We start from the raw sequence: 25,770 nt of genomic DNA, 5'->3' as shown, positions 1-25,770 counted from the left end.
AGTTCACAAACGAAGTGCAACACCAGGTTATGGTGTTGTCATGGGAAGAGCTTACGAACAGCTTGATCTGGAAGAGCGGTGTACGATTGCCCGTCTTCATGAAGACGGGCAATCGCTGCGCCAGATCGCGGCAGCTCTGGATCGCTCGGCATCGACGATCTTTCGGGAGCTGAAGCGCAACAGCGGCAGCACGGTGGGCTATCGGCCCGGCTATGCGCAAGAGCAGGCGCGCGCCCGGCGCTGGTCAGGCATGCGCCTCGAACGCGATCAGGCCTTGCGCGAGGGCGTGCTGGGCCGCCTCGCGGCCGGCTGGTCACCCGAGCAGATCGCCGGCCGCATGGCCCGCGAGGCCGGCGTGCGTATCATCAGTCACGAGAGCATCTATCGCTTCATCCATGCCCAGATCAGGCGGACGAACGATCGATCATGGCGCCATTATCTGCCCCGCGCCAAGGCCCGCCGCGGATGGCGCCGCAAGCCCGGCGGATCCTCGGTCCGCTTCATCGCCAAGCGCCAACCCATCGCCATGCGCCCGGACGAGGCCGCGGATCGGTCCCGGCCCGGCCACTGGGAGGCCGACTTCATGCTCTTCGCCCGATACGGCCAGGCCATCCTCGTCGCCCATGAACGCTCCTCGCGCTACACCCTGATCTGCCATCCGCCCGACCGAAAGGCCCGGCGCACCGCCGACCTGCTCGCCGCCATGCTGCGGCCCTGGCCCGCCGCCTTGCGCCAAACCCTGACCCTCGACAACGGCACCGAGTTTGCACAGCACCACAGGTTGCACCGTCTCGGCATCAATACGTTCTTCTGCGACCCCCATGCCCCATGGCAAAAGGGCGGCGTCGAAAACGCCATCGGCCACCTCAGACGCGACCTGCCGCGCAAGACCAACATCGAGGATCTCTCGCCTGCCCACTTTGAGGACATCATCCAACGCTACAACAATACACCGCGAAAATGCCTCGACTTCAAAACACCCGCCGAGGCATGCTCTCTTCAACCGTTGCACTTCGAATGTGAATCCACATCTCCGCCTTCGCGGGGACGACGGGGCTTTGATTGCCGCGATAGAATTGGCCTCATCGGTAGAATTGGCCCCACTGGTAGAATTGGCTGTGCTGGCGGGAATCCACGAGCGCCGTTCGCTTCGCGCAAAGAAAAAGGGGCCGCATTGCTGCGGCCCCTTCGTCATTTCAGCTCATGCGAGCCCTGAAGGATTAGTCTTCCTTCAGGAACGCCGGCATGTGGTCGGGATCGCCGCCGCCGTCGCGAGGACCGCGGGGACCGCGATCGCCACGGGGACCACGGTCGTTGCCGCCACGGCCGCCGTCACGGCGCGGACCACGACGGTCACCGCCGCGATCGTCGCGGGGACCACGATCGCCGCGCGGTTCGCGCGGTTCGCGGGCCGGACGGGTGTCTTCCAGCTCGGCGCCGGTTTCCTGGTCGACGACGCGCATCGACAGGCGAACCTTGCCGCGCGGATCGATCTCGAGGACCTTGACCTTAACTTCCTGGCCTTCCTTGACGACATCGGTCGGCTTTTCGACGCGCTCGTTCTTCATTTCGGAGACGTGGACGAGACCGTCCTTGCCACCCATGAAGTTCACGAAGGCACCGAAGTCGACGATGTTGACGACCTTGCCGTTGTAGATCTTGCCGACTTCCGCTTCCTCGACGATGCCGAGGATCCACTTCTTGGCGGCTTCGATTTGGGCGATGTCGGAAGACGAGATCTTGATCACGCCTTCATCGTCGATGTCGACCTTGGCGCCGGTTTCAGCCACGATCTCGCGGATCACCTTGCCGCCGGTGCCGATGACGTCACGGATCTTCGACTTGTCGATCTGGATCGTCTCGATACGCGGTGCGTGGGCCGACAGTTCGGTGCGAGCCGAGCCGAGAGCCTTGTTCATCTCACCCAGGATGTGCGCGCGGCCGGCCTTCGCCTGCTCCAGCGCCTTGCCCATAATTTCCTTGGTGATGCCGGCGATCTTGATGTCCATCTGCATCGTGGTGATGCCGAGTTCGGTGCCAGCCACCTTGAAGTCCATGTCGCCGAGGTGATCCTCGTCGCCCAGGATGTCCGAGAGGACCGCGAACTCGTCGCCTTCCAGGATCAGACCCATGGCGATGCCCGAAACCGGACGGGCCAGCGGCACGCCGGCGTCCATCATCGAAAGGCAGCCGCCGCAGATCGTCGCCATCGAGGACGAGCCGTTGGACTCGGTGATGTCCGACAGGATGCGGATGGTGTAGGGGAAGTCTTCCTTGGCGGGCAGCACCGGGTGCAGCGCGCGCCATGCCAGCTTGCCGTGGCCGATCTCGCGACGACCCGGGGCGCCGAAGCGACCCACTTCGCCGACCGAGTAGGGCGGGAAGTTGTAGTGCAGCATGAACGACGAGTACGACAGGCCTTCCAGGCCGTCGATCATCTGTTCGGCGTCCTTGGTGCCCAGCGTGGTGGTGCAGATCGCCTGCGTTTCACCGCGGGTGAACAGCGCCGAACCATGCGTGCGCGGCAGGAAGCCGACCATCGATTCGATCGGGCGGACCTGATCGAGCTTGCGGCCGTCGATGCGCTTGCCGTCCTTGAGGATGGCGCCACGAACGATTTCCGCTTCCAGCTTCTTCATGGTCTTGATGGCGACCATCTGCAGCTGCGGCGTTTCGCCGGCGAAAGCTTCCTTGGCCTTGGCACGAGCGGCGTTCAGCGCGTTCGAGCGGGCCGACTTGTCGGTCAGCTTGTAGGCAGCGGTAACGTCCTTGCCGACGGCCTTCTTGAGCTTCGCCTTAACGTCGGCCGTGTTGTCCGACAGGTCGATTTCCCAAGGTTCCTTGGCAGCCTTTTCGGCCAGGTCGATCACGAGGTTGACGACCTTGCGGCATTCGTCATGCGCGAACATGACGGCGCCGAGCATCTCTTCCTCGGTCAGCTCCTTGGCTTCCGATTCCACCATCATCACGGCATCGCCAGTGGCGGCGACGACGAGATCGAGGCGGCCATCGGCCAGCGCGGCGGTCTGCTTCGGGTTCAGCGTGTATTCGCCGTCGACGAAGCCGACGCGGCAGGCGCCGATCGGGCCCATGAAGGGCACGCCCGAGATGGTGAGCGCGGCCGAAGCGGCGATCATCGCAACGATGTCGGCCTCGGTCTCGCCGTCAAAGCTCAGAACCTGGGCGATGACGTTGATTTCGTTGTAGAAACCTTCGGGGAACAGCGGACGGACCGGACGGTCGATCAGGCGGCTGGTCAGCGTTTCCTTTTCGGTGGCGCCGCGTTCACGCTTGAAGAAGCCACCCGGGATGCGTCCTGCGGACGAAAACTTTTCCTGGTAGTGCACGGTCAGCGGGAAGAAGTCCTGGCCTTCCTTCACCGACTTGGCGGCGGTAACCGCGCAGAGCACAACCGTTTCGCCATAGGTGGCAAGGACGGCGCCGTCGGCCTGACGGGCCACGCGGCCGGTTTCCAGAGTGAGCGTCTTGCCGCCCCACTCCATGCTTACGGTTTTGACGTCGAACATAAGAGGTTTTCCTCAGCCCACCGGCCCTATTGCGCGGCGGGGTTTACTGCCGGGTATGCCGTCCCGGTCCGGTGTGAGGCCGTTTTTGGGCCCCCGGGTCTGCCGCCGAATTGCGGACGGACCCCTGATGCAAGAAGCGGCCCGCTGAGGGGCCGCTTCCCGTTAGTTCTTACTTACGCAGACCCAGCTTCTGGATCAGCGAGTTGTACCGCGCGACGTCCTTCTTCTTAAGGTAGTCGAGCAGCGAGCGGCGCTTGTTGACCATGGCCAGCAGACCGCGACGCGAGTGGTTGTCCTTGTGGTGAGCCTTGAAGTGCTCGGTCAGGTTGCGGATGCGCTCGGTGAGGATCGCGACCTGAACTTCCGGGCTGCCCGTGTCGCCAGCGACGCGTGCGTTGTCCGAAATGATGTCCTGCTTCTTTTCAGCGGTAACCGACATAGTACTTTACTCCGCGACATCTGATAGGTTGAATCCCCTGACGACGCGGGCTTCTCCGCCCGAAAGCTCCATCAGCGCGACGGGAATGGTTCCCTCTCGCGCCCAGTAGAGCCCGTCTTCATGGGGCAGTTCGGTCAGAACGCGGCCCTGTCGGACCGCTCTTGCCTGCTCCGAACCGAGGTCGATGGCCGGGATGTCGTCCAGCCCCACCTCTAGTGGCAAGAGTATCTGTTCAAGCGGTGCGCCCTTGCCGATTTCGTTCAATTTGTCCAGCGAAATCGCCCGGGACAGGTCGAACGGACCGGCCTTGATACGGCGTAGCATCGTCACTGTTCCGCAGCTTCCAAGGGCTTGCGCGATGTCGCGTGCGAGCGAGCGGATGTAGGTGCCCTTGGAGACATGAGCTTCGAAGGTCACTTCGGACAAGTCTTCCCCGGTACGGGGGAAATCGTCTCCGCTCATCCTGAGCTTGTCGAAGGAAGGGTGGTGGAGGGGATTGGCGTCCTCCGGCAGCGTCGCTTCAGGGCGAGAGTCCCCTCCACCACCTTCGGCGGTCCCCCTCCCCGTCCCGGGGAGGACATGCAATTCGAAGATCGTCACATTCCGCGACTTCAGTTCCACCTCATGTCCGGCCCGCGCGAGATCATAGGCGCGCTCGCCATCGACCTTCAGCGCCGAGTAGATCGGTGGCACCTGCTCGATCGGGCCGGTGAAGCGCGGCAACACGGCTTCCACTTGCTCCAGGGTCGGACGCACGTCGCTTGTCGCGATCACTTTGCCTTCGAGATCGAGCGTGTCGGTCTCCTCGCCGAAGCGAACGGTAAACGCATAGATCTTGCTGGCATCGAGCATACGCCCGGCCAGCTTGGTCGCCTCGCCCAGCGCAACCGGCAACACGCCGGTCGCCAACGGGTCGAGCGTGCCGCCGTGGCCGACTTTGACCTTCTTGCCATACCCCGCCTCGCGCAAGTTGCGCTTCACGGCGGCGACAGCCTGCGTCGAGCCCAGCCCGAGCGGCTTGTCGAGGATGATCCAGCCATGGGGGGCGGGGCGGGTTGCGGGAGTGGAAGTCATGCCCTCCCCCCAAGTCCCGCCGGGTCGGTTTGTCAACTTTGGTGCGGCTTTCGCGCCGTCAAATGCCGGCGACGGCGTGGGCCAGCGCGTAGTAATGGTTGGTCATCCAGATCACCGGCGGCAGGACGAGGTGACGGACCAGCGCCCACTGCGGGAAGAAGTAGGGCACCACGATCAGGAGCAGGATCAACAGCGGAAACCCGTAAGGCCGCAGCCGTGCGTAGCTCGCCGCCAGCCGGTCGGGCAGTAAGCCTTCGACGATGTGCGAACCGTCGAACGGCGGGATCGGCAGCAGGTTGAACAGCGCCAGGAACACGTTGATCATGATGAAGTTGTTGAAGTTCATCGCGATGAACTGGAGCGCCGCGCTCTCGGAAGACCCGGCCACGCGCACCAGCAGTCCCAGCAACACCGCGCCGATCGCCGCCAGCACCAGATTGCTGCCCGGACCGGCTGCGGCCACCACCATCATCCCGCGCCGCGGATCGCGCAGCCGCCAGCGGTTGACCGGCACCGGCTTGGCCCAGCCGAACACCGGCGCCCCTGCCAGCGCAAGCGAGCCCGGAAGCAGGACGGTGCCGATGGGATCGACATGCCGCAGCGGATTGAGCGAAAGCCGCCGCTGCTCCAGCGCGGTGGGATCGCCAAGCGCCAGCGCGGTCCAGCCATGGGCAACCTCGTGGAAGACGATCGCAAGGATAAGGGGAACGATGAGCGCCGCGGCTTGCAGCAGGGTATTGTCCATGCCGCCGATCTAGGGTGCCGGGGCGCTCATCGCAATGGGCCCTCGGACTTACTCCAGATAGAGCTTGCGAAGCTGGGCGATGTCTTCCTTGTGCAGGCCGATGCCCTGATCGAGGAAGGCGTCAACCGATCCCCACTTCGCCTCGATCGCCTGGAATGCGGCGGCGATGAAAGGCATGCCGTCCGCGCCGGTCAGCGGAAACGGTTTCGCAAAGGTGGGTTCGCTCTGCATGGCCGCCCACATCGCCGCTGCCGGATGCTCCTTGACCGTCGCGGCCGAGATCGGCGGCATTTCCCAGTGAGGATTGCGGGACTTCGTGGTCAGGACGTAATCCGCGTAGATCTGGTCGCGCGGCACGCCCAACGCAGAAAGCACCAGCGCGCTCACGATGCCGGTGCGGTCCTGCCCCGCCGTGCAATTCCAGACGAGCGGCCCCTGATGATCGAGCATCGTGCGGAACACCATGCGGATCTGCGGCGTGATCATCTCCGGCATCGTGCGATAGGCCGCCATCAGGCCGGCACCGGGATTTTCCTTCATTTTCTGAAGCTGATCGGGGCCGATATTGATCGCGTTCATCGAATAGCCCATCGCCTGATAGCGAATGCCGTCCAGTCGCGTGGGCGCGAGCACGCGCTCGTCATTCGAGCGAAGGTCGATGAGATTGACGATACCAAGGCCTTTGATCTCGCGCACGTCGTCGTCGGTCAGCATGGCCTGACCGCCCGACCGGTAGAGCATGCCCCAGCGGACATGCTTGCCGTCGGCACCCGTATAGCCGCCGAGATCGCGGAAGTTGGTGCCCTGCTCCAGTTGCAGAACGCGTTCAGCGACGTGGACTGTCTGGCCCGTGCGCGTATCGCGAAGCAGGTAGATCGGCCGCTCATGCTGGCCGGGATGCGCCTCGAACCGGCCGCCGGCATCCTTGGATGCGAGCAGGCTGGCGGCGCTGTCCGGCGTGTCGAAGCCCTTCGCAGATAAGACGTCCACCGGATCGCCGCCATTCCAGCGGACCGCGACCGTATCGGGCGAAAGGCGCTCCACGACCGGAGCGTCGATCGTTGCGGCCAGCACCGGAGAGGCCGCCAGGCTGGTAGCAGCCGCCAGCGTCGCCAGAAGGATTGCACGTGTCATGGTCATGTTCCCCGTTTCAGAGCGTCATGGCGGGCCTGCCGCCATGATTACCCAACTCCTCTGGAACGGTTGTGTGTAGAGTTTATGACGCGTGCGATAGCTTAATCGTCACCGTTTCCACATTTTGAAACGATTGTATTCAAAGCCCAACACCCGCCTAGAGCGGGTAGCCCAGCTCTTCCAGCGGCAGATCGCGCAGGGTCAGGAGCCTTCGGTTGCTCTCCGGATAATGCCCTGCGATGCGCTCACGCAGACGCGGCGCGATGCGGGCGGGGCGCGGGTTGATCGCCGGCATGCGCCCACACAGCCACTTGGCACCGTGGCGCAGCATCTGCCCGCCCGGCAGGTCGACGATATGATCCTTGTTGACCACCGACTGCCGCGTGAACAGGTTCACCCCGCGCATCACCGCCAGCCCGGCCGTCCCCAGCGAGGTATTGGCGCGCGATCCTTCCGGCGGCATGTCCTCGATCGAGAGGCCCAGATCCTGCTGCATCCGCTCGATCAGGGCATTGCGGTCGCATAGCCACTCGTAGGGATAGACGTGGACATGCTCGCGCCCGAACAGGCCGTCGTAATAGGCGACAAGGCGGTCGTACTCGAAATGCTCGAATTCGAAGACGGGCGCCTTCCACGGCCGCGTCAGCGCGCCGCGCACCATGCGCGCGGTCTCGAAATAGCGGCGTTGGCCCCATGTCCCGCCGCCCGAGACATATTGCGCATAGCTTGCGCGGCAGATCTCGAACTGGTTGCGGATGAAGATCACGATATGCGCATCGGGCAGGACTGCCTTGATGCGCCGCGCCACTTCGGGCGCCACGAAACCGTGCAGGCCGCCGTTATGGATATAGCCGGAAAGGTTTTCCTCGCTCAGCAGCACCGGGCGGTTGCGCCCGCGCAGCGAGAGTACCTCGCTGGCCTGCCGGGGGCAGAAGTGCATGCCGGCGGGCTTGAGAAAGGCCTCCTGAACGGCTTGGCGCGGAAGGAAATCGTGGCTGGTCGCATTGGGAAACAGCTGCTTCTGCAGCCATGTGGTGGCCGTCTTGTGATATCCCAGATGGACTATTGCATGCTGCATCAAGACCCGTCGCCTGCACCCGTTGTCGCACTCCGAACGAGAGAAAGAGACAATCGTTGCCTGCCGATTTCGCCCAGATTGCCACCGGGGGACAGGCCCCAGCGGGGAGTCGCCCGACTAACGGGACGGCTTGAGCCAGCGGCGCCGAGGCCGCCCGCAGTTTCGGCGCTGAATTGAAGCCGTTTTCAGCGCGCGACCAACGCGCTCAATATCCACCAACCTTAACCTGCTCGCCCCCTGTCAAAAGCTCGTCGCCCCCGCGAAGGCGGGGGCCCCGCTTCCTTTTGCCACGCTCGCCAAGAAAAGCGGGATCCCCGCCTTCGCGGGGATGACGGGTTGGAGTTGGCAGCCTTGTTCCTGTCTGAATTGGCCGTTCGCCTACAGCCCCAGCGATTCCCCAAAGTGGCGGCGACACAGCGCAACGTAGCGATCGTTGCCGCCAATCTCGGCCTGAGCACCCTCGCGTACGCCCGCTCCGGAGGCATCGAACCGCAGGTTCATCGTCGCCTTGCGGCCGCAATGGCAGACCGCCTTCAGCTCGACGAGGGAATCGGCAATCCCCAGCAGCACGGCGGAGCCCGGAAACAGCTCTCCGCGAAAATCGGTCCGCAGCCCGTAGCAGAGCACCGGGATGCCCGAACGGTCGGCAATGCGCGCGCATTGCCAGACCTGTTCGGGGGTGAGGAACTGCGCCTCGTCGATCAGCACGCAGGCCAGCGGCTCCACCGCGTGGACGGCGCCGACCCGTGCGGCCAGGTCGGTCTCAGGCGTGAAGCGATGGGCGGCGGCATGGAGGCCGATGCGGCTTTCGATGGCGTGCTCGTCACCGCTTTCGCCGCTGCCACGGTCGTCCAGCGCGGCCGTCCAGAGCATCGTGCGCATACCGCGTTCGTGGTAATTGAAGTTCGCCTGAAGCAAGGTCGCCGACTTCCCGGCATTCATGCTGGCATAGTAAAAATAGAGTTTAGCCATCTAACTGGGGATAACATGCCCACTTGCCCTCCGCACGGGCATGAACTGCATTTGTCCCCGCTTGAATGGAAGCCAGCAAGGCTCTCTAAGACACTATGGCGACAACTCGAAGCTGACGGTGGCCGAGGCTGAGTTGGCCCTTGCTGGAGGTGGTGATGAGGAGATGGATCGCCGTCTTCGCGGTCTTCACGCTGACCGCGATCGTAGCTGCATATATCGCGCTGTTCCCGCTCGCACCATTGGGTCCCCCCGCTGCGCGACCTGCTCTCGAAACGCTTGACCAGACCGCCGCACGCGCCTCCGCGCTGTCCGGACGCGACGCGGCCGTGATCGCTCCGCTCGCAACGGGCATGGTGCTGGCCCTGCTGTTGGCGGTGGTAGGGCGTGGCCGCGGGCGCACAGCGCTGGTCCCGATGCCGGATGTCGAACCGTCGCGGTCCCGGCAAGGGCGTCGGCGCAAGCTGGTGCATCCCGATCCCGAACTGGTCTGGCGGCCTGAACCCGATCCGGTCGAACCCGAAATGGACCGCGTGCCCGGCCTCCTGCGGGATGAGGGCTACGAAGAAGTCGCGGATGTCGTCGGCGATGCCATTCCGGCAGAGCCCGAATTTCCCCCGGTGCCCGATCCCGAACCCGTGGCGGTGGTGCCGCGACGGGCCGGCACAGTTCCGGCGCTTTCGCTCACCCCCATCGTGCTCTCCCGCCGCCCCCGCGAACGCGACATCGACGAGCAGACATGGTTCGACAGCACCAGCTGGCTGGGCGGCCTACCCCGGCTCGGCGCATTGTCATGGCCGCGCGACGAACACGGCGCCCTGCCCTTCGCCGCGCAGATAGACCTTGCCGAACTGGCCGCCGCCTGCCCCGAAAGCCCGTTGCCCTGCTCGGGAGCGCTGGCGTTCTTCCTCGGCACCGGCGCGGTGATCGAGGTCCCCAGCGGCGATCACGTCTTCACCGAACCGCCCGCTGATCTCCCACCCGCTTTCGACGAGGGCGGCTATCCGCTCCCCGAGCATGTTTCGCGGCTGTCCCGGCCCTATTTCCCGTTCTGGCCGGTGGAGCCGATGGTCGCGGAACGGCCTGCCGGTGTGCTGGCTCCGGTCGGCGGCGACTTGGCGGACGAGGACTACGAGCACCCGGTCGCGGAAGAGCTTGCGGGCGATGCAGGCGAAACCGCCTGGCTCACCGCCCGCGTGGCAACGCGCGAGAGCGCCTATACAGTGCGCGAACCGGTGCAGCGGCTGTGGTGGCACGGCGTTATGTATCTGGCTGACTGCCTGCACGCCGCCATGGATGGCGCCGCGCGGGAAATGGCAATGGAGCAGGAGCGCCTGACCCACGCCGAGGCCCGCCTGGCCACCCTGCAAGCAACGCCGACAGCCGCGCGCGGCGATCTCGACGAAGCGCGCGCCGCACTCGCTGCGAGCGAAGCGGAGCTACCCGCGCTTCAGGCCGAGCGTGCCAGCCTCGCGCGGATGATCGCCGCCATGGATGGCTTCATCGCCGGACGCGATGCGTGGAGCCCGCTCGATCCCGACGAGATGGATGTGATCGAGGAAGTGCTCGCGCAGGTCCATCACGACTGTGCGCGATTGGTGCGCTTCTGCGTGCCCCAGACGCTGGGTGATCTGGCGACGGTCTCGCTGCGCGCCATGGTCACCGGCGATGACGGCGCCTTTGCGCAAGTGCCCGACGAGGAACTGGCGCGGATCAATTCCGGCCATCTGCTGGCGATCCGCCACCAGCACCAGTTGTTCGGCGCCGGTGTAGCGGGCTCGCTGGTCCACCCCGGTCAGGTGCTGCTGCTTCAGCTCGGCTGCGACGATATGATCGAGTGGAACTGGGGAGATACGGGGCTGTTCCAGTTCTGGATCACGCCCGAGGATCTCGCCGCCGCGCGCTGGGACCGCGTCACGCTGACATTCGCGCCGGGCTGACCCGGCGCGGAAGTATCGGGGGACGGAGGGCCACACGGCCCTCCCGCGCCTCACTCTTCCTCGTCGATCGGATCGCTTCCGGCAGCATCGAGATCGCGCTTCACGCGCGGGTCGCTGAGCAACGCATCGATGCGGCTCGCTTCCTCGAACGTCTCATCCTGACGGAAGCGGATCTTGGCCGCCGACCGCAGCTTCAGCCGCTGGGCGACTTCGCGCTGGAAGAAGGCGGTGTTGGTGCGCAGCGCCTTGAGCACCTCTTCCTCGTCCACACCGAGCAGCGGCTTCACGAAAACCGTGGCCTGCCGCAGATCGGGTGTCATCCGCACTTCGGTAACGGAAACGAGATGCCCGCTCAGCGTCTGGTCGTGGACCTGCTGGCGCGAGAGAATCTCGGAAATGATGTGACGCACTTGCTCACCCACCTTGAGAAGGCGGACGGAGTGCTGTTCGGGCGTGATCTGCTGGCGGGCCATGGAAGTCTCCATGTGGGCGGCCGGCGACAATTTGCAACAATTGTTTCTGACACCATTCGCCGTTCCTGTGGTTAAGACACCGTCCCCCCACGCTTCAAGGAGCTGACAAAATGCGAAAGTTCACCGCCACCCTGCTCGTCGCCGCGCTTGCGATGCCCGGCCTCGCAGCACCCGCGATGGCGGCGCCCGACTATCATGGCCAGCAGGGCCATGGTCCGCAGGGCCACTCCGAGCCCCACAAGCAGGCCCCCGCGCCGCACCGTTTCCAGAAGGGCGAGCGGTTCGACCGCAATCGCGCGACCAACTACCAGGTCGTCGACTATCGCCACTACCACAACGTGAAGGCCCCGCCGAAGGGCTACCACTACGTCCGTTCGGGCAATGACATGCTGCTCGTGGGCATCACCAGCGGCGTCATTGCCGCTGTGACCATGAACATGTTCCACTGATCCCCGATCACGGAACCAAATAGGAAGGGCGGTGCGCATCTGGCGCGCCGCCCTTTTTCATGCCCGACGCGGATGCGCCGGAGGCTCACATCTTGGCGACGATACGCGCCAGCGAGCGCACATTGCGTGCAGTGCCCCGGCAGCCAAGCTTGCGCTCGATGAAGGCCGAGGTCAGCCGGCTCTCGGCCACGCCATGGACGAAATCGACGTAGAGGCTGCGCGGCCCCAGCGCGAGAGTCTCGTCCCCGCGCCCGGCGTAATCGGCCACCAGCTTGTCGAACTGCGCCTGGGTGGGCTGACGTTCGAGCAGGAAGGTATGGACAAACTTGTCCTCGCTCCCGCCGACGAAGGGGTTTTGCTCCACTGCCGCCAGCACTTCGGCGCGATTGCGGACGGCCGCGAAGGTCTGCATGTCGAAGCGTTCGCGCATCACGTATTCGAACAGCTCTTCCAGGCCTTCGGTCGGGCGGTCGTCGTAGTCGAACAGGACATTGCCGCTGGCGATGACGGTTTCGACATTGGCGATATCCTCGCGCTCAAGCGCATAGCGCAAGTCGGCCATGGTCAGCCGGTTTCCGCCGACGTTGATCGAGGCGAAGAAGGCACAGTAACGGGTCATCGGTCCACCATCATAACCAGAGGTTCCGGCACTTAATCCGGCTGCCGGAAGATACAAACTGCTGCGGGTCCGGGAAGCCCCAACGGCGGACGGCCACCGCCGGGCTATTCCCCCGACGATGGCCGTCTGTTCGCGCTGAGCTTTCGCCCGCGTGAGAACGGCAGGCGTTAGCCGACCGTACGCTCGCGATGGCTGACCTCGAAGACTTCGAGGTGGTCGCCCGGCTTGATGTCGTTGGTATCCGCCAGCACGACACCGCATTCCAGACCGGCGCGCACTTCGTCCACGTCATCCTTGAAGCGGCGCAGCGAGGAGATCGTCGTTGCCGAAACGATGACGTCGTTGCGGGTAAGACGGGCGCTGAGACCCTTGCGGATGAAGCCTTCGACCACCAGCAGACCAGCGGCCTTGTCGCGCTTGCCGGCCGGGAAGACCTGCTTGACCTCGGCGCGGCCGACGACGGTTTCGATGCGTTCCGGACCCCAGATGCCGGCCATCTGCTTCGCGACCTCTGCGGTCAGCTCATAGATGACGTCGTAGTACATCATCGGCGTCTTGGTCTTCTCGATCTGCTCGCGCGACTTGGCGTTCGGGCGGACGTTGAAGCCGACGATCGGCGCCCCCGAAGCCGAAGCCAGAGCCACGTCGGTCTCGGTGATGGCACCGACGCCCGAGTGCAGGATGCGGACCTTGATCTCGTCGTTCGACAGGGCGTGGAGCGCCGAGTTGATCGCTTCGACCGAACCCTGCACGTCTGCCTTGACCACCACCGGGTACTCGATGACGTTCTGCTTGGCGGCAAGCGCCGAGAACATCGTGTCGATGCTGGCGGGCGCCGTCGCGGTGCGCTTGGCAGTCGCCTGTTCCTGACGGTAGGCCGAGACTTCGCGGGCACGCTGCTCGCTTTCGACCACGGTCAGCTTGTCACCGGCCATCGGCACGCCGCCGATACCGAGGACTTCGACCGGCATCGAAGGCGGTGCGGCCTTCACCTGACGGCCCTTGTCGTCGAGCATGGCGCGCACGCGGCCGCTCTCGGTACCGACGACGAGGATGTCGCCGACCTTGAGCGTGCCACGGTTGACCAGCACGGTCGCGAGCGGACCCTTGCCCTTGTCGAGCTTGGCTTCGATCACGGTCGCCTCGGCCTCACGGTCCGGGTTGGCCTTCAGCTCCATCAGTTCGGCCTGGAGCAGGATCTTCTCGATCAGCTCGTCCAGACCGGCGCCGGACTTCGCCGAGACTTCCACGTCCTGCACTTCACCCGACATCGCCTCGACGACGATCTCGTGCTCAAGCAGACGTTCGCGGACGCGCTGCGGGTTGGCCTCGTGCTTGTCCATCTTATTGATGGCCACGATCATCGGCACGCCCGCCGCGCGGGTGTGATTGATGGCCTCGATGGTCTGCGGCATGATGCCGTCGTCGGCAGCGACCACCAGGATCACGATGTCGGTCACATTGGCGCCGCGCATACGCATCTGCGTGAAGGCGGCGTGGCCCGGCGTGTCGAGGAAGGTGATCAGCTCACCGCCCTTGGTCTTGATCTGGTAGGCGCCCATGTGCTGGGTGATGCCACCGGCTTCACCCTTCACCACGTCGGTACCGCGCAGGGCATCGAGCAGCGAGGTCTTGCCGTGGTCGACGTGGCCCATGATCGCGACGACCGGCGGACGCGGCTTCAGCGTCTCGGTCGCATCGACGTCGGTCGAGCTGTCGATGTCGACATCGCTTTCCGACACGCGCTGGATGTTGTGGCCGAATTCGGTCACGAGCAGCTCGGCGGTGTCCTGATCGATCGTCTGGTTGACGGTGACCATCATGCCCATCTTGAAGAGCGACTTGACGAGGTCGGCGCCCTTCTCGGCCATGCGGTTCGCCAGTTCCTGAACGGTGATCGCCTCGGGGACGACCACGTCGCGGACCTGCTTCTCGCGCTGCTGGTTGTAGCCCGAGAAGTGCGCACGGCGCTCCTTCTCACGGGCACGCTTCAGCGCGGCGAGCGAACGGGCGCGGGCGCCCTCGTCGTCGTTCAGAGCGCGGTTGACGGTCAGCTTGCCCGACTGGCGGCGGTCGCCGCCCTTGCGGTCACGCTCGGGCGTGCTGCGCGGCGGCGGCGGAGCGCCCTTCTTGGGTGCGGCCGGACCACGGGGAGCAGCGCTGCCCGCGTTCGCGGTTGCGGCAGGTGCCGAAGCCGTAGCCTGCGCGGCGGGCGCGGGAGCAGCAGCCGGAGCGGCAGCAGCGGGCTCGGCAGCAGCCGGAGCAGGCTCGGGACGACGCACCGGCTCGGGGCGCTTCACCGGGGTGAAACGACGCGGCGCGGGAGCCGGAGCGGGCGTTGCAGCAACAGGTGCGGCAGGCTGCGAAGCAGCCTTGGCTTCGACAGGCGCTTCAACGGAAGCCTCGGCAGGCGTTTCAACCGGAGCAGCGGCTTCGGCAGCCGGAGCGGCGACTGCTTCAGGCGCAGCCGATTCGGCAGCAACGGCTTCCGGGGCAGCAGGCTCGGGGGCCTGTTCGGTCTCGACCGGTGCGGCAGCCTCGCTCTGGGCGGCGCGGGCGGCTTCCTCTTCGGCGCGACGGTTATCTTCCGCGCGGCGCTTTTCATCCTCAAGCGCGCGCAGCTTCTCTTCCTGCTCGCGGCGATTGGCTTCTTCGAGCGCGGCAAAGCGATCGGCCTCAGCCTCGCGCTGGAGGCGGGCAACGCGCTCCTGCGGGGTCTCGCCCGGAATGATCGTCGGACGCGGAGCCGGCGGCGGCGTCGGCGCGGGGCGCTGCTGCACGGGGGCGGCAGCCTGCGGCGCAGGCGCCGGAGCGGCCTCTACTGCGCCTTCGGACCCGGGCTTGCCGATCAGCTTCTTACGCTTCACCTCGACCACCACCTTGTTGGTGCGGCCGTGGCTGAAGGTCTGCTTGACCTCACCCGCTTCCACCGAGCGCTTAAGCCCAAGCGGCTTGCGGCCCAGGGTCGGTTTGTTGTCGGTCTCGCTCATATCTCTCGTCTTGCCCTTCGGTCTCAATTCGTCGTCGCGGATGCAGCAGCCTGTGCCGTATCCGTGCCACTAGCCATATCGCCCCCGTGCTCATCGGCGGTTTCGCCGGCACGGGGTTGCCCCTGGAAATGCAGGAGGCGCTGCAACTGCGCCGCGACTCGGTTGGCCGAGCCGCGATCGTTGAGCGCCAGGTGAACGACGTTGTCGCGGCCCAATGCCACAGACAGCGTCTCCCGGTCCAGTGGCAAGCGTGTGCCCTTGAGACCGCTTCCTTCCGCCTCGCTCCCGACTCTCCAGGCCTGGTCGAGCTTTCGCGAGCCATCTTCGCTCGCATCGGCGGCATGGGCGAGCCACTCCACCCGGCCCTCACGCGCGTTCTGCGCGATACGGTCCGAGCCCATGAGCAACTTGCCCGATTTCAGTTCGAGTCCCAGCCGATCGGTCAGTGCGCGGATCAGCGCCTGTTCGATCCTGTCTGCCAGGTCTTCGGGGATGGTGAGTTGGGCGCCTTTATAAGCGCGCGCCATCGCTCCCTTAAGTTTGCCCTTCGCGAGGGCAATTTCAAGGGTCTCGCGCGAAACGCCAAGCCACGCGCCGCGCCCGGGGGCACGCGCGTGGACGTCGGGAAGCACCAGTCCGTCAGGCGAAATCGCCAGACGGACGAACGCTTCACGCGCACCGGCCTGGCCGGAGAGGATGCAAGTCCTCTCCGGGCCGGAACCGTCGATGTCGGAGCTTACGCGCTCATTGCGAGGATTCCGCATCGGCGGCCTCCTCGGTAGCCGGTTCGTCTTCGAACCAGTGGGCACGGGCAGCCATGATGATCTCGTTGCCCTGTTCTTCGTTCAGGCCGTACTCGCCGAGCACGCCGCCCTTGTCTTCGTCGCGGGCGCGCTTGTTCACGGAACCGTCGCGGCGACGCTGTTCGGTGCGCTTCTTGGCGATCAGCTCGTCGGTGGCGAGGTCCGCCAGATCGTCGAGCGTCTTGATCCCGGCCTTGCCGAGAACCACCAGCATCGCCTCGGTGAGGTACGGCAGTTCGGCCAGCGCGTCTTCGACGCCCAGACCGCGACGTTCCTCGCGGCTCGCTTCCTCGCGGCGCTCAAGCGCTTCCTGCGCGCGGCTCTGAAGTTCCTCGGCGAGTTCTTCGTCGAAGCCTTCGATTCCGGCCAGTTCGGCAACCTCGATATAGGCCACTTCTTCCAGCTCGCTGAAGCCTTCGGCCACCAGCAGCTGCGAGAGGGTTTCGTCGACGTCCAGTTCTTCCTCGAACATCTTCGAGCGCTCGGTGAATTCCTTCTGGCGCTTCTCCGAAGCTTCCGCCTCGGTCATGATGTCGATCTGCGAGCCGGTCAGCTGCGAAGCCAGACGCACGTTCTGACCGCGGCGGCCGATTGCCAGCGAAAGCTGGTCATCGGGCACGACGACTTCAATGCGGCTTTCTTCCTCGTCGATGACGACGCGGCTGACGGTCGCGGGCTGAAGCGCGTTGACCACGAAGGTCGCGGTGTCTTCGCTCCAGGGGATGATGTCGATCTTCTCGCCCTGCAGTTCCTGCACGACGGCCTGCACGCGGCTGCCCTTCATGCCGACGCAGGCGCCGACCGGGTCGATCGAGTGATCATGGCTGATCACGCCGATCTTGGCGCGCGAGCCCGGGTCGCGGGCTGCGGCCTTGATCTCGATGATGTTGTCGTAGATCTCGGGCACTTCCTGCGCGAAGAGCTTCTTCATGAAGTCCGGGTGCGCACGGCTGAGGAAGATCTGCGGACCGCGGTTCTGACGCTCGACGCGCATCACCAGCGCGCGGACGCGCTCGCCGACGCGGGCGGCTTCGCGCGGGATCTGCTGATCGCGGCGGATCACGCCCTCGGCGCGGCCGAGGTTCACGATCACGTGGCCGAATTCGACCGACTTGATCACGCCGGTGATGATCTCACCCACGCGGTCCTTGAATTCTTCGTACTGACGGTCACGCTCGGCATCGCGGACCTTCTGGAAGATCACCTGCTTGGCCGACTGCGCGTCGATACGGCCGAGGTCCACCGGCGGCAGCGGATCGACGATGAAGTCGCCGAGCTGCGCCCCCTTCTGGAGCTTTTCGGCCTGCTTGAGGTCAACCTGCTTGAAGTAGTCCTCGACGTGCTCGACCACCTCGACGACGCGCCACAGGCGCAGGTCGCCGGTCCGCGGATCGAGCTTGGCGCGAATGTCGTTCTCGGCGCCGTAACGGTTACGGGCCGACTTCTGGATAGCTTCCTCCATCGCCTCGATGACGATCGACTTGTCGATCATCTTCTCCGAAGCGACGGAATTCGCGATTGCAAGCAGCTCGGCGCGGTTGGCGGAAATCGCACTGGCCATTGGCTTAGTCTTCCTGTTCCTCGACGATCTCGTCGGCCCCGCTGACATCCAGCGGGCGGGTTGCGGCGATCAGCTTGTCCGTGAGGACCAGCCTTGCGGAATGAATATCGCCGAGCGGGAAAGTCACCCGGCCAGACTTGCGCTCGTCGAGCGTCACCACATCGCCTTCGATCCCGACCAGATCGCCTTGCAGCGTCTTGCGGTTACCTTCGATGGCAACGGTGAGAGTGATCTTGGCTTCCTGCCCTGCCCAGTTGGCAAAGTCCTTCGGGCGGGTAAGCGGACGGTCGATACCGGGCGAGCTGACTTCGAGGCGGTAAGCCTCCTCGATCAGCACTTCACCGGCTTCCTCAAGCGCGTCCATGCGGTCGGAAATGCGGTGAGACAGCTTCACGCAGTCCTCGATCACAAGCTGGCCGGTTTCCGGATTCTCAGCCATGATCTGGAGCGCGATTTCATCGTCACCCACTTCGCTTTTGCCGAAGATCCGCACGCGCACGAGATCGAAGCCGAGAGCGGTAACTTCCGGTTCGATGACTTCAGTAATGCGCGCGATGTCGGCCAAGCCGTGTTCTCCGGATCGATTCGTTGAGTCTGCAAACTGGACATTCGGTACAACGCGGTTTCGCGCCGGCCCCTTCCGGCGCCAGCCCGAACCTTGTTTCACCAATGTCGGGATGAGGCGCAGATAATCCCATTGCCGCAAAAAGGCAAGGCCGGAAAACGCCGCCGACACGCTCTCTATACAGCCCCGCAATCTTCGCGACAGAGCCTGTTTGAAAATACTCCGAGGCGCATTTTGAATGCGGCATCGACCCGCTCCGGGGCCCGGAATTTCGGAAAAAAGAGCAGGCCGGGCGGATGTTGTGGGTGGGGGGTGGGGCCCGCCCGGCCTGCGTCCGGCGACGGAGGGATTGTCGCCGAACCTTGTCGTCGGTCATCGGGTGGGCCGCTGGGACGGACAGATCGGGAGTGGATCAGGCCGATTGCGCCTGCGCCGTCCCCACGATCAGTCCAGCCTGGCGCATGCTTGCAACGCAGCGCCCGCCAATCACCAGATGGTCGAACAATTCCAGATCCACAGCCCGGCACACCGCCGCCAACTGGCGCGTCGCGGCAACATCGGCACGGCTTGGCCGATGACTGCCCGAGGGGTGGTTATGCGCAAGCACGATACCCGCCGCGTCACGCTCCAGCGCGCGATGGACAAGCATCCGATAACTGCCGCTGATCGAGTCGACACCTCCGGCGATGCACAAGGCCTCGCCGACCAGCCGCCCCTCGCGGTCGTATGGCAATTCCACCAGTATCTCCCGGCCAAGGCAGCCGAGCTGGATCACCAGTGTTTCGAGTAACTGGCGCGATAGGGGTCTGACCCGGCAGTATCCGGGGACCAGTCCTGCCAGGAGCGATCGCTGCCATCGCGACGCAGGCGCCGCAGGTGCAGTATCGTCCCGAAGATCAACGCCAGCAACGCGAAGGCCGTCGGCGTCCCACGCATCACCGCATAGACCAGGGGCGGAATGCCCAGGTCCGCCCACCGCGCGAAGTGCGCGCTCAGGCTCAGCAGTTGCAGGGAAGTAGCCCATAGCGGCCAGATCCTCAGTGCCTGGATGGCAAGCCAGCCGAAGCCGACAGTGCCCACCAGATCGGTCAGCAGGGAGAACGGATCGACTCGCCGGAACCCGCTGGGGAGGACGACCTCCGCCAGGGCTTCGATGCCGACCATGGCGAGGATCACGACGGCACCCCATCTCTCGGGGGCACCACCCTTCCACAACGCCAGCCCGACCGAGCCGATAAGGAGCAGGAAAAACACCACCTGTTCGGTATTGATCACGCTGCCCCTCCTCCGGGCTCAAGCGGCGATTGCCGCCTCCATCGTCGCGGGCTCATCCGCGACACGTGCCTGATCGGGGCAACGGATCGGAATGTCCATGGTCTCTGCAACCTTGGTCAGGTCACGGTGTGCCTTCACGAGTTCGAGACGCGCGTCCATCAGGCTCTTCTGCATGCTGGCAACGCGGGCCATCGGCTGGTGAACCAGACGGGCGGCTTCCTCGGTGGCAACGCGGGCGCGGGCGATCTCGGCCAGCAGTTCACCTGCCTTGGCGAGCAACTCGTCCATGTCGTCTTCTACCGAACGGATGCTGCGGGTAATGCGCAGGCTGGCAATTTCCGGTGTCATCGCTTCGATTCCTCGATGGCGCTCATGCGCCGAGTAAAGACCGAAGGCTTTGCGGGAAGATCCGCCAGACCGGCGCGCCGCTAGATCAGGCGTCCCAGCGCGGCTGCGATGGACAGTGCTGCAGCAAGTGTCAGCGCCATCATCAAGGCCAGGACGATCACAGCGGCAAGGCGCCCGGCACGGCCGAACCTTGCATCAAAAGCCTCCAGGCCCGCCAACCCCGATGGCTGCACCCCCGTCCAGTCCGGATGCCGCGTCAGAGGGCGGGCATCTGAAAGAACGAAGACCGGATCGACCGGCAGGTCCTGATCCATCTCATCCGCTTGCTCGTCCACGTCGTCGACACGGGAAAACTCATATGGGGGTTTGCCACATAGCTCCACCAGCCGTCCGTAAAGGCGGGCGGTGTCCTTGCGGTTGATCGTGCCCCACTTGTCGCGGACGGCGGTGATGCGCTGGTCCACGGTATTGGGAGCGATCGTCAGCTCGCGCGCGATTTCCTTGGTCGTGCGGTGCAGCACCAGACGGTCGAGAACCTCGACCTGCTTGCCAGTCAGGCTGTCGAGCATGGCCCTGGCCTGCGCAATGTCGGTCACGTCGTACACGCCGGCCCTCAAAACAACACCTCGCACGGACTATAACAGAGCGCGCCGCTTAGCGAGCAGCCCCTTAAGCAAAATTTCCTACAGAATTGAAGCCAGGCACGTGATTCTGTCGACAATCACGGCATTTGCGGGCCCGCATTTTCGGGGCGATACTTTCCGCCACCCCGAAAAGGTTGATCGAGCAATCGATTGTACGCCCGATTCGCATCACACCCGCTCGCGAATCGAAGGCTCGGCCGAGAGCCGGTGCCGCTTCATCGCGTGACGAAGCTGATCATAGCTGAGACCGAGCGCGGCGGCGGCACGGCGTTGATTCCAGCGATGCGCTTCCAGCGCTTCCACCAGCAGCCGGCGCTCGAAGCCATCGACCGCCGCGCGCAGGCTGCCGCCGCCAAGGGCATCCTTGAGATCCTCACGCGGCGGAGCAGTCGGCGCCGCCGGACGTTCGGCCGGGGTCGCCGTCGTGGAGACAGTCACGGCGCGCGCTTCGATTCGCCGCCAGGGATAGTCGAAGGGATCGAAGACGATTCGCCCGATCGCCTCGCCGCCGAAGCCCCAGCGATAGACCGCCCGCTCAACGACATTGCGCAGTTCGCGCACATTGCCCGGCCAGTCATAGGCCTCCAGCGTGGCCATCGCTTCGGGCGAGAAGCCCGGCCAGCCCTCCCACTCCAGTTCCGACGCCATGCGCCGCCCGTAATAGTCGGCCAGTTCGTGGACATCGCCTTCGCGCGCGCGCAGCGGCGGCAGGTTGATGACCTCGAAACTCAGCCGGTCGAGCAAGTCGGCGCGGAAAGTGCCCTCGTCCACCATTCGCGGCAGATCGGCATTGGTGGCGCCGACGATCCGCACATCAACCTGCGCCGGGCGCGAGGCACCGATTCGGGAAACCTCGCCATATTCGATCGCGCGCAGCAGCCGCTCCTGCGCCGCCATCGACAACGTACCCAGTTCGTCGAGGAACAGCGTCCCGCGATCCGCCTCCTCGAAACGCCCTGCCCGCGCCCGCACCGCGCCGGTGAAGGCCCCCGCCTCGTGCCCGAACAGTTCGGCCTCGATCAATGTCTCAGGCAGCGCCGCGCAATTGAGCGTGATCAGCGGCTCCCCCCAGCGCGGAGAAAGGTGATGAAGCCGCTGGGCGATCAGTTCCTTGCCGGTCCCCCGCTCGCCGATCACCAGCACCGGACGACGCACCGCGGCGGCGCGACTGGCCCGCTCGACCGCGTCGAGAAAGGCAGTGGATTGGCCGATGAACTGGACTTCGCGCTCCATTCCCAACTTTTAGCGAATTTCACCATTCATTGGCAATTCATATTTCGAACCCCGTCGGCGCAACACGCTGGAATCGAGGGATTCCGCCACTCACGCAATTTGGCACGCCCTTTGCGATAAGGCCCGCAACCCCCTTGGGGAATTTCACCGATCCAATCGAAGGACCGAAGCCATGCCGTTCCACGAAGCCCCTGCCGCCAGCCGCGCCGCTCCCCGCGCTCCGGTCCGCAGCAAGCTCGACTGGGCCATCATCGCCAGCATCCTGGCGATGGGCACGCTCAACCTGATCGTGATGAGCGACCAGTTCGCGACCAAGGCTTACGCCGCGGCCCCGATCTGCACTTCGGCCCACCTGCAATGAGCAGGCTCGACGCGGAGATCGAAATTCTCCAGACTTCGGCCAACGGCGCCAACGGCTCTTCCGGGCGGGCGCGCCCCTTCAACCCGGCCTCGCTGGGTTTCGAGGATACGGCGCGCGCCCCCCGGTTCAGCAGCTATGGTTCGGCCCATACCAAAGGAATTGCCACGATGGGTATCTTCTCCCGCACCCGCGACATCATCGCCGCCAACTTCAACGACATGCTCGACAAGGCCGAAGACCCGGCCAAGATGATCCGCCTGATCATCCTCGAGATGGAAGAGACGCTGGTCGAAGTGCGCACCAGCAGCGCGCGCACCATTGCGGACCAGAAGGAACTGCGCCGCCACGTCGCCAAGCTGGACAAGCTTCAGGCCGACTGGGGCGAGAAGGCTCAGCTCGCGCTCAGCAAGAATCGCGAGGATCTGGCCCGCGCCGCGCTTCTGGAAAAGAAGAAGGCCGGCGACATGGCCGAGCAGCTCAATGCCGAGGTCTTCGTGCTCGATGACGCTCTTCGCGCTTACGAGGAAGATATCGAGAAGCTCCAGAGCCGCCTGCGCGAAGCCCGCAGCCGCCAGTCGTCGATTGCCGCGCGCTTGCAGAGCGCCGAGAATCGCGTCAAACTGCGGACCTTGCTGTCGAGCGAACGCGTGGACGAGGCGCTGGTGCGCTTCGAGCAGCTCGAACGCCGCGTCGACTATGCGGAAGGCCGCGCCGAGGCGATGAGCCTGGCCGACAAGCGCCAGCCCTCACTCGCCGAGGAAATCGCCGCACTCGCCGATGGCGACACGATCGAGGCCGAACTGGCCGAGATGAAGCGCGCGATGGGCACTCCGGCGAAAGCCCCCGAAAAGGCGGCCGACGAGGAAGCCTGACCCAAACCGGCGCCTGCCCGGCATCCCGGCGAGCAGGCACCGCCCACCCGACCGGGAGCGGAGGCCCAGCCTCCACCAGTGTCTTTCAGGGAAGGGAAAACACAGTGTCACGCGGACATTTCTATATCGACAAGTCGAACGCCAAAGTGGCGGGGGTATGCTCGGGAATTGCCGAATATACCGGGGTAGACACGTTCTGGGTGCGTCTCGGCGCCGTGCTGCTCACGCTCTTCGGCTTCTACCTGACGATCCCGATCTACATCGCGCTCGCCCTGCTGGCCGACAAGAAGCCGATGTACCTCTATTCGGACGAGGAAGAAGAACGCCTGCTGCGCCGCATGGAACGCCGCCGCGTGCGCCAGAGCCGCGGGCTTGACCGGGGGCTTAGCTTGGGCGGGGGCCGTTCCAGCCGCCTGCGCTCGGACATTTCGGACATCGACCGCCGCGTCGCCGAAATGGAAGAGCACTACGCCGGTACCAACGCGCGCCTTGCCGCCGAAATCGACAGCCTGCGCTGAACCTCACGACGTCGGGAAACGACGTCGTGAAAATGGGACACGACCACATGGATACCGCAAACCTCGCCCTCATGATCCCGCTGGCACCGTTCATCATCGGCGGCATCGCGATCTGGACGCGGCACCAGCACAAGATGGCCGAGCTTCAGCTCAAGGCCACCGCCGAAAAGGCCGCGCAATACGCCTCGGGCTCGCGCGAGCTGGAAGAGCGGGTCCGCGTGCTCGAACGCATCATCACCGACGGCGGCTACGACACCGCGCTCCAGATCGAGGCCCTGCGCGACGTTCGCCAGAGCGAGGGGCGCGTGGCCGAGGAAACCGCGCCTGAAAAGGAAACCCGCCAGTGAGCTTCGGAGATGTCATGGGCCTTGCGGCCGTGGTGGGCGGAATGATCGCCATCGCCGCCATCCTTGCCGGGGTCTACAAACGCCGCCTTACCTATCTCGAACGCAAGCTGGAGCTGACCGCCGGACAGGCCGCCGAAAAGGCCGCCCAGTACGCCACCCACAATGCCGAGATCGAGAACCGCCTGCGCTCGCTGGAAACCATCGTCACCGATGGTGCCTGGGATACCGCGCGCCAGATCGAGACGCTGCGCGACGGCGAGCCCCGCACCAACTGAGCTTGAGGACACATCGCACATGGCTTTCGATACTCACGTTCTCGAATTGCTCTCGCCCGTGGTCGTGGTCGTCACTGCGGTGGTGATCGGCGGCTGGATCTTCAACAACTGGCTGCGCATGCGCCACGGCTATCCGTTGGAGAATTCTTGGGGCCGGGCGATCTATCCGAAGGACGACGGGCAGGCGCAGGCCCGCGTGCAATTGCTGACGCAGGAAAACGCCCAGCTTCGTGCCGAGATCGGCTCGATCAAGGACCGTCTGGCCAGCGTCGAGCGGATTGTCACCGACCAGGGTTATGATGTAGCTCGCCAGATCGAAAGCCTGCGCGATGCGCGACATGAGGTGACGCAACAATGAGCTTCTGGAATGCCGTCGTCGTTCTCTTCGCGATTGCCTGCGTGACCTGGCTGCGCGCCCAGAAGCTGCGCGGCGAGAAGCTGGGCTTCCACTTCGGCTCGGACGACCACAGCGCGCGCGAGCACGAGCTGGAAAAGGAAGTCGAGAACTTGCGCAAGCGCATCGCCGTCCTCGAACGCATCGCCACCGACGACAAGCGCGGCAGCGACCTCGCCCGGCAGATCGAGTCCCTCAGGGACTGAGGAAATCAGGCCGCGATGGGAACAAGGTGCTGCGCATCGGCATCGTAACGACACAACGTCAGGCTAGCATCCGTACCGATTACCGCCAGCGGAGCGGAATGGATGCGCGCCTCTCCGGAAGCGATGCGACGGTCCGCCGTGCTGATGACATTGGCGATATCCGTGAAATCGGCACCTTCCAGGGCGGTCAGGCCGTAATTCCACCATTGCAGGCGCAGCAGTTCGCCGACCACCTCGGGCTCGAACCGGTAGCGGATGATGCGCGCAGGGGAACCGCCGACGATGGCATAAGGCGGCACATCTCGGGTCACGACGGCGCGCGCGGCGATCACGGCACCATCTCCGATGGTAACACCGCGCCGGATGAAGGCCCCCTCCCCGATCCAGACGTCATTGCCGATGCGGACTTTGTCGGCACGGTCGCCCAGAGCCGAGGCCAGCTTGCGCCCCGCTAGGGCGATGCCCTCTTGGTTGCGCGCCTTGAATTCGTCGACATCCCGCCCCTTCATCGGGAAGCCTACGAATATCGGACTGGCCGAAACGAAATCGGTAGGATGCTCCGACGCGCCGCACAGGACGTTGGCCGCGATGGAGCAGAAACGGCCGATCGAATCGATATGCGTCATGAACGTGTGCGAACCGTCGATGCCGATATAGCTGAACGCGCCCATGAAACCGAACTTGTAGGTGCCTAGCTCCAGCCGGGCGGGGCTTTCGATGATCGTCTCGGTCGTGTCATGATGCGAGAATACGAATTTCGTGTTGTCCCGAACCGCGATATCCACGGCGTCCAGCATGGCGATCTGGTCATCGGAAAGCGCGGAAATCATCGGGGAGCCTCAAGTTGTTGCGGTATCATTATAGGCCGCCCGCCCCGATCCGCGTCCCGGAGCGCTTTTCCATTTTCCTACATGAGGGTCCGTCCATACCC

At 64.8% G+C, this 25,770-nt stretch carries 28 protein-coding genes and 1 pseudogene; 10 read left to right on the top strand and 19 right to left on the bottom strand.

Annotated features, from left to right (window positions below; genetic code table 11):
- Positions 1-40: 40 nt before the first annotated feature.
- Positions 41-1,033, top strand: a pseudogene (locus AC1VVK_RS13820) (IS30 family transposase); the annotation flags it as partial.
- Between the two features lie 187 nt (positions 1,034-1,220).
- Here the strand turns inward: AC1VVK_RS13820 and pnp are convergent.
- From pnp to AC1VVK_RS13785, 7 genes are all read right to left on the bottom strand, one after another.
- Positions 1,221-3,527, bottom strand: a complete 2,307-nt coding sequence (gene pnp, locus AC1VVK_RS13815) for a polyribonucleotide nucleotidyltransferase (RefSeq protein ID WP_132389103.1) — start codon at positions 3,525-3,527, stop codon at positions 1,221-1,223.
- Positions 3,528-3,696: 169 nt separating this feature from the next.
- Positions 3,697-3,966: a 30S ribosomal protein S15 gene (rpsO, locus tag AC1VVK_RS13810; protein WP_132265086.1), complete on the bottom strand. Its 270-nt coding sequence runs from the start codon at positions 3,964-3,966 to the stop codon at positions 3,697-3,699.
- Between the two features lie 6 nt (positions 3,967-3,972).
- Positions 3,973-5,040, bottom strand: a complete 1,068-nt coding sequence (gene truB, locus AC1VVK_RS13805; RefSeq protein ID WP_482903424.1) for a tRNA pseudouridine(55) synthase TruB — start codon at positions 5,038-5,040, stop codon at positions 3,973-3,975.
- Positions 5,041-5,098: 58 nt separating this feature from the next.
- Positions 5,099-5,785: a site-2 protease family protein gene (locus AC1VVK_RS13800; protein ID WP_482903423.1), complete on the bottom strand. Its 687-nt coding sequence runs from the start codon at positions 5,783-5,785 to the stop codon at positions 5,099-5,101.
- 48 nt (positions 5,786-5,833) lie between these two features.
- On the bottom strand, positions 5,834-6,919 hold the full coding sequence (locus AC1VVK_RS13795; protein WP_482903422.1) for a tyrosine-protein phosphatase: 1,086 nt from the start codon (positions 6,917-6,919) through the stop codon (positions 5,834-5,836).
- A 157-nt stretch (positions 6,920-7,076) separates the two neighbouring features.
- Positions 7,077-7,997: a hypothetical protein gene (locus AC1VVK_RS13790; protein WP_482903421.1), complete on the bottom strand. Its 921-nt coding sequence runs from the start codon at positions 7,995-7,997 to the stop codon at positions 7,077-7,079.
- Between the two features lie 378 nt (positions 7,998-8,375).
- A complete protein-coding gene (locus tag AC1VVK_RS13785; protein ID WP_482903420.1) occupies positions 8,376-8,969 on the bottom strand; it encodes a thymidine kinase in 594 nt (197 codons plus the stop codon).
- A 155-nt stretch (positions 8,970-9,124) separates the two neighbouring features.
- On the opposite strand from AC1VVK_RS13785, the gene AC1VVK_RS13780 reads away from it, so the two are divergent.
- On the top strand, positions 9,125-10,906 hold the full coding sequence (locus AC1VVK_RS13780) for a DUF1963 domain-containing protein (RefSeq protein WP_482903419.1): 1,782 nt from the start codon (positions 9,125-9,127) through the stop codon (positions 10,904-10,906).
- 50 nt (positions 10,907-10,956) lie between these two features.
- Here AC1VVK_RS13780 and rbfA read toward each other — a convergent pair whose 3' ends face one another.
- On the bottom strand, positions 10,957-11,379 hold the full coding sequence (rbfA, locus tag AC1VVK_RS13775; protein WP_132389089.1) for a 30S ribosome-binding factor RbfA: 423 nt from the start codon (positions 11,377-11,379) through the stop codon (positions 10,957-10,959).
- Between the two features lie 110 nt (positions 11,380-11,489).
- On the opposite strand from rbfA, the gene AC1VVK_RS13770 reads away from it, so the two are divergent.
- Positions 11,490-11,828, top strand: coding sequence for an RcnB family protein (locus tag AC1VVK_RS13770; RefSeq protein WP_132389087.1), 339 nt, complete (start codon positions 11,490-11,492; stop codon positions 11,826-11,828).
- An 85-nt stretch (positions 11,829-11,913) separates the two neighbouring features.
- Here the strand turns inward: AC1VVK_RS13770 and AC1VVK_RS13765 are convergent, their stop codons facing one another.
- The 10 genes from AC1VVK_RS13765 to pspF form a co-directional block, all read right to left on the bottom strand.
- On the bottom strand, positions 11,914-12,447 hold the full coding sequence (locus AC1VVK_RS13765) for a DUF1697 domain-containing protein (RefSeq protein WP_132389085.1): 534 nt from the start codon (positions 12,445-12,447) through the stop codon (positions 11,914-11,916).
- Positions 12,448-12,614: 167 nt separating this feature from the next.
- Positions 12,615-15,437: a translation initiation factor IF-2 gene (gene infB / locus AC1VVK_RS13760; RefSeq protein ID WP_482903418.1), complete on the bottom strand. Its 2,823-nt coding sequence runs from the start codon at positions 15,435-15,437 to the stop codon at positions 12,615-12,617.
- Between the two features lie 23 nt (positions 15,438-15,460).
- Positions 15,461-16,201 (bottom strand): DUF448 domain-containing protein, encoded by a 741-nt coding sequence (locus AC1VVK_RS13755; protein WP_482903417.1) that lies wholly within the window; start codon positions 16,199-16,201, stop codon positions 15,461-15,463.
- On the bottom strand, positions 16,182-17,801 hold the full coding sequence (gene nusA / locus AC1VVK_RS13750; protein ID WP_132389079.1) for a transcription termination factor NusA: 1,620 nt from the start codon (positions 17,799-17,801) through the stop codon (positions 16,182-16,184). The genes AC1VVK_RS13755 and nusA overlap by 20 nt, the downstream gene beginning before the upstream one ends.
- A gap of 4 nt (positions 17,802-17,805) precedes the next feature.
- The gene (rimP, locus tag AC1VVK_RS13745) at positions 17,806-18,366 is read right to left on the bottom strand and encodes a ribosome maturation protein RimP (protein WP_132389077.1); all 561 of its coding nucleotides are present in this window, start codon (positions 18,364-18,366) and stop codon (positions 17,806-17,808) included.
- 412 nt (positions 18,367-18,778) lie between these two features.
- Complete coding sequence (locus AC1VVK_RS13740; protein WP_243652630.1) at positions 18,779-19,141, bottom strand: JAB domain-containing protein; 363 nt, start codon at positions 19,139-19,141, stop codon at positions 18,779-18,781.
- Positions 19,138-19,641: a hypothetical protein gene (locus tag AC1VVK_RS13735; RefSeq protein ID WP_165912211.1), complete on the bottom strand. Its 504-nt coding sequence runs from the start codon at positions 19,639-19,641 to the stop codon at positions 19,138-19,140. Before AC1VVK_RS13735 ends, AC1VVK_RS13740 begins: the two co-directional genes overlap by 4 nt.
- Before the next feature lie 18 nt (positions 19,642-19,659).
- The gene (locus AC1VVK_RS13730; protein ID WP_165912210.1) at positions 19,660-19,989 is read right to left on the bottom strand and encodes a hypothetical protein; all 330 of its coding nucleotides are present in this window, start codon (positions 19,987-19,989) and stop codon (positions 19,660-19,662) included.
- 80 nt (positions 19,990-20,069) lie between these two features.
- Positions 20,070-20,594 (bottom strand): LuxR C-terminal-related transcriptional regulator, encoded by a 525-nt coding sequence (locus tag AC1VVK_RS13725; RefSeq protein ID WP_482903416.1) that lies wholly within the window; start codon positions 20,592-20,594, stop codon positions 20,070-20,072.
- A 207-nt stretch (positions 20,595-20,801) separates the two neighbouring features.
- Positions 20,802-21,866: a phage shock protein operon transcriptional activator gene (gene pspF, locus AC1VVK_RS13720; protein ID WP_482903415.1), complete on the bottom strand. Its 1,065-nt coding sequence runs from the start codon at positions 21,864-21,866 to the stop codon at positions 20,802-20,804.
- A 172-nt stretch (positions 21,867-22,038) separates the two neighbouring features.
- Between pspF and AC1VVK_RS13715 the strand changes: the two genes are divergently transcribed.
- The 7 genes from AC1VVK_RS13715 (at position 22,039) to AC1VVK_RS13685 (ending at position 24,839) form a co-directional block, all read left to right on the top strand.
- On the top strand, positions 22,039-22,227 hold the full coding sequence (locus AC1VVK_RS13715) for a hypothetical protein (protein ID WP_132389071.1): 189 nt from the start codon (positions 22,039-22,041) through the stop codon (positions 22,225-22,227).
- The gene (gene pspA, locus AC1VVK_RS13710; protein WP_132389069.1) at positions 22,224-23,099 is read left to right on the top strand and encodes a phage shock protein PspA; all 876 of its coding nucleotides are present in this window, start codon (positions 22,224-22,226) and stop codon (positions 23,097-23,099) included. Before AC1VVK_RS13715 ends, pspA begins: the two co-directional genes overlap by 4 nt.
- A 104-nt stretch (positions 23,100-23,203) precedes the next feature.
- On the top strand, positions 23,204-23,617 hold the full coding sequence (locus AC1VVK_RS13705; RefSeq protein WP_132389067.1) for a PspC domain-containing protein: 414 nt from the start codon (positions 23,204-23,206) through the stop codon (positions 23,615-23,617).
- A 47-nt stretch (positions 23,618-23,664) separates the two neighbouring features.
- Entirely contained in the window at positions 23,665-23,964 is a 300-nt protein-coding gene (locus tag AC1VVK_RS13700; protein ID WP_132389065.1) for a hypothetical protein, read from the top strand.
- On the top strand, positions 23,961-24,239 hold the full coding sequence (locus AC1VVK_RS13695; protein ID WP_482903414.1) for a hypothetical protein: 279 nt from the start codon (positions 23,961-23,963) through the stop codon (positions 24,237-24,239). Before AC1VVK_RS13700 ends, AC1VVK_RS13695 begins: the two co-directional genes overlap by 4 nt.
- 19 nt (positions 24,240-24,258) lie before the next feature.
- A complete protein-coding gene (locus tag AC1VVK_RS13690) occupies positions 24,259-24,597 on the top strand; it encodes a hypothetical protein (RefSeq protein ID WP_132389061.1) in 339 nt (112 codons plus the stop codon).
- A complete protein-coding gene (locus AC1VVK_RS13685; RefSeq protein WP_132389059.1) occupies positions 24,594-24,839 on the top strand; it encodes a hypothetical protein in 246 nt (81 codons plus the stop codon). The genes AC1VVK_RS13690 and AC1VVK_RS13685 overlap by 4 nt, the downstream gene beginning before the upstream one ends.
- 5 nt (positions 24,840-24,844) lie before the next feature.
- Here AC1VVK_RS13685 and AC1VVK_RS13680 read toward each other — a convergent pair whose 3' ends face one another.
- Complete coding sequence (locus AC1VVK_RS13680) at positions 24,845-25,669, bottom strand: CatB-related O-acetyltransferase (protein ID WP_482903413.1); 825 nt, start codon at positions 25,667-25,669, stop codon at positions 24,845-24,847.
- Positions 25,670-25,770: the final 101 nt, after the last annotated feature.

The sequence above is a fragment of the Novosphingobium sp. BL-S-32 genome (assembly GCF_056857055.1).
Note: the sequence above shows the minus strand (reverse complement) of the source record. Positions and strands in the feature narration are given on the sequence as shown.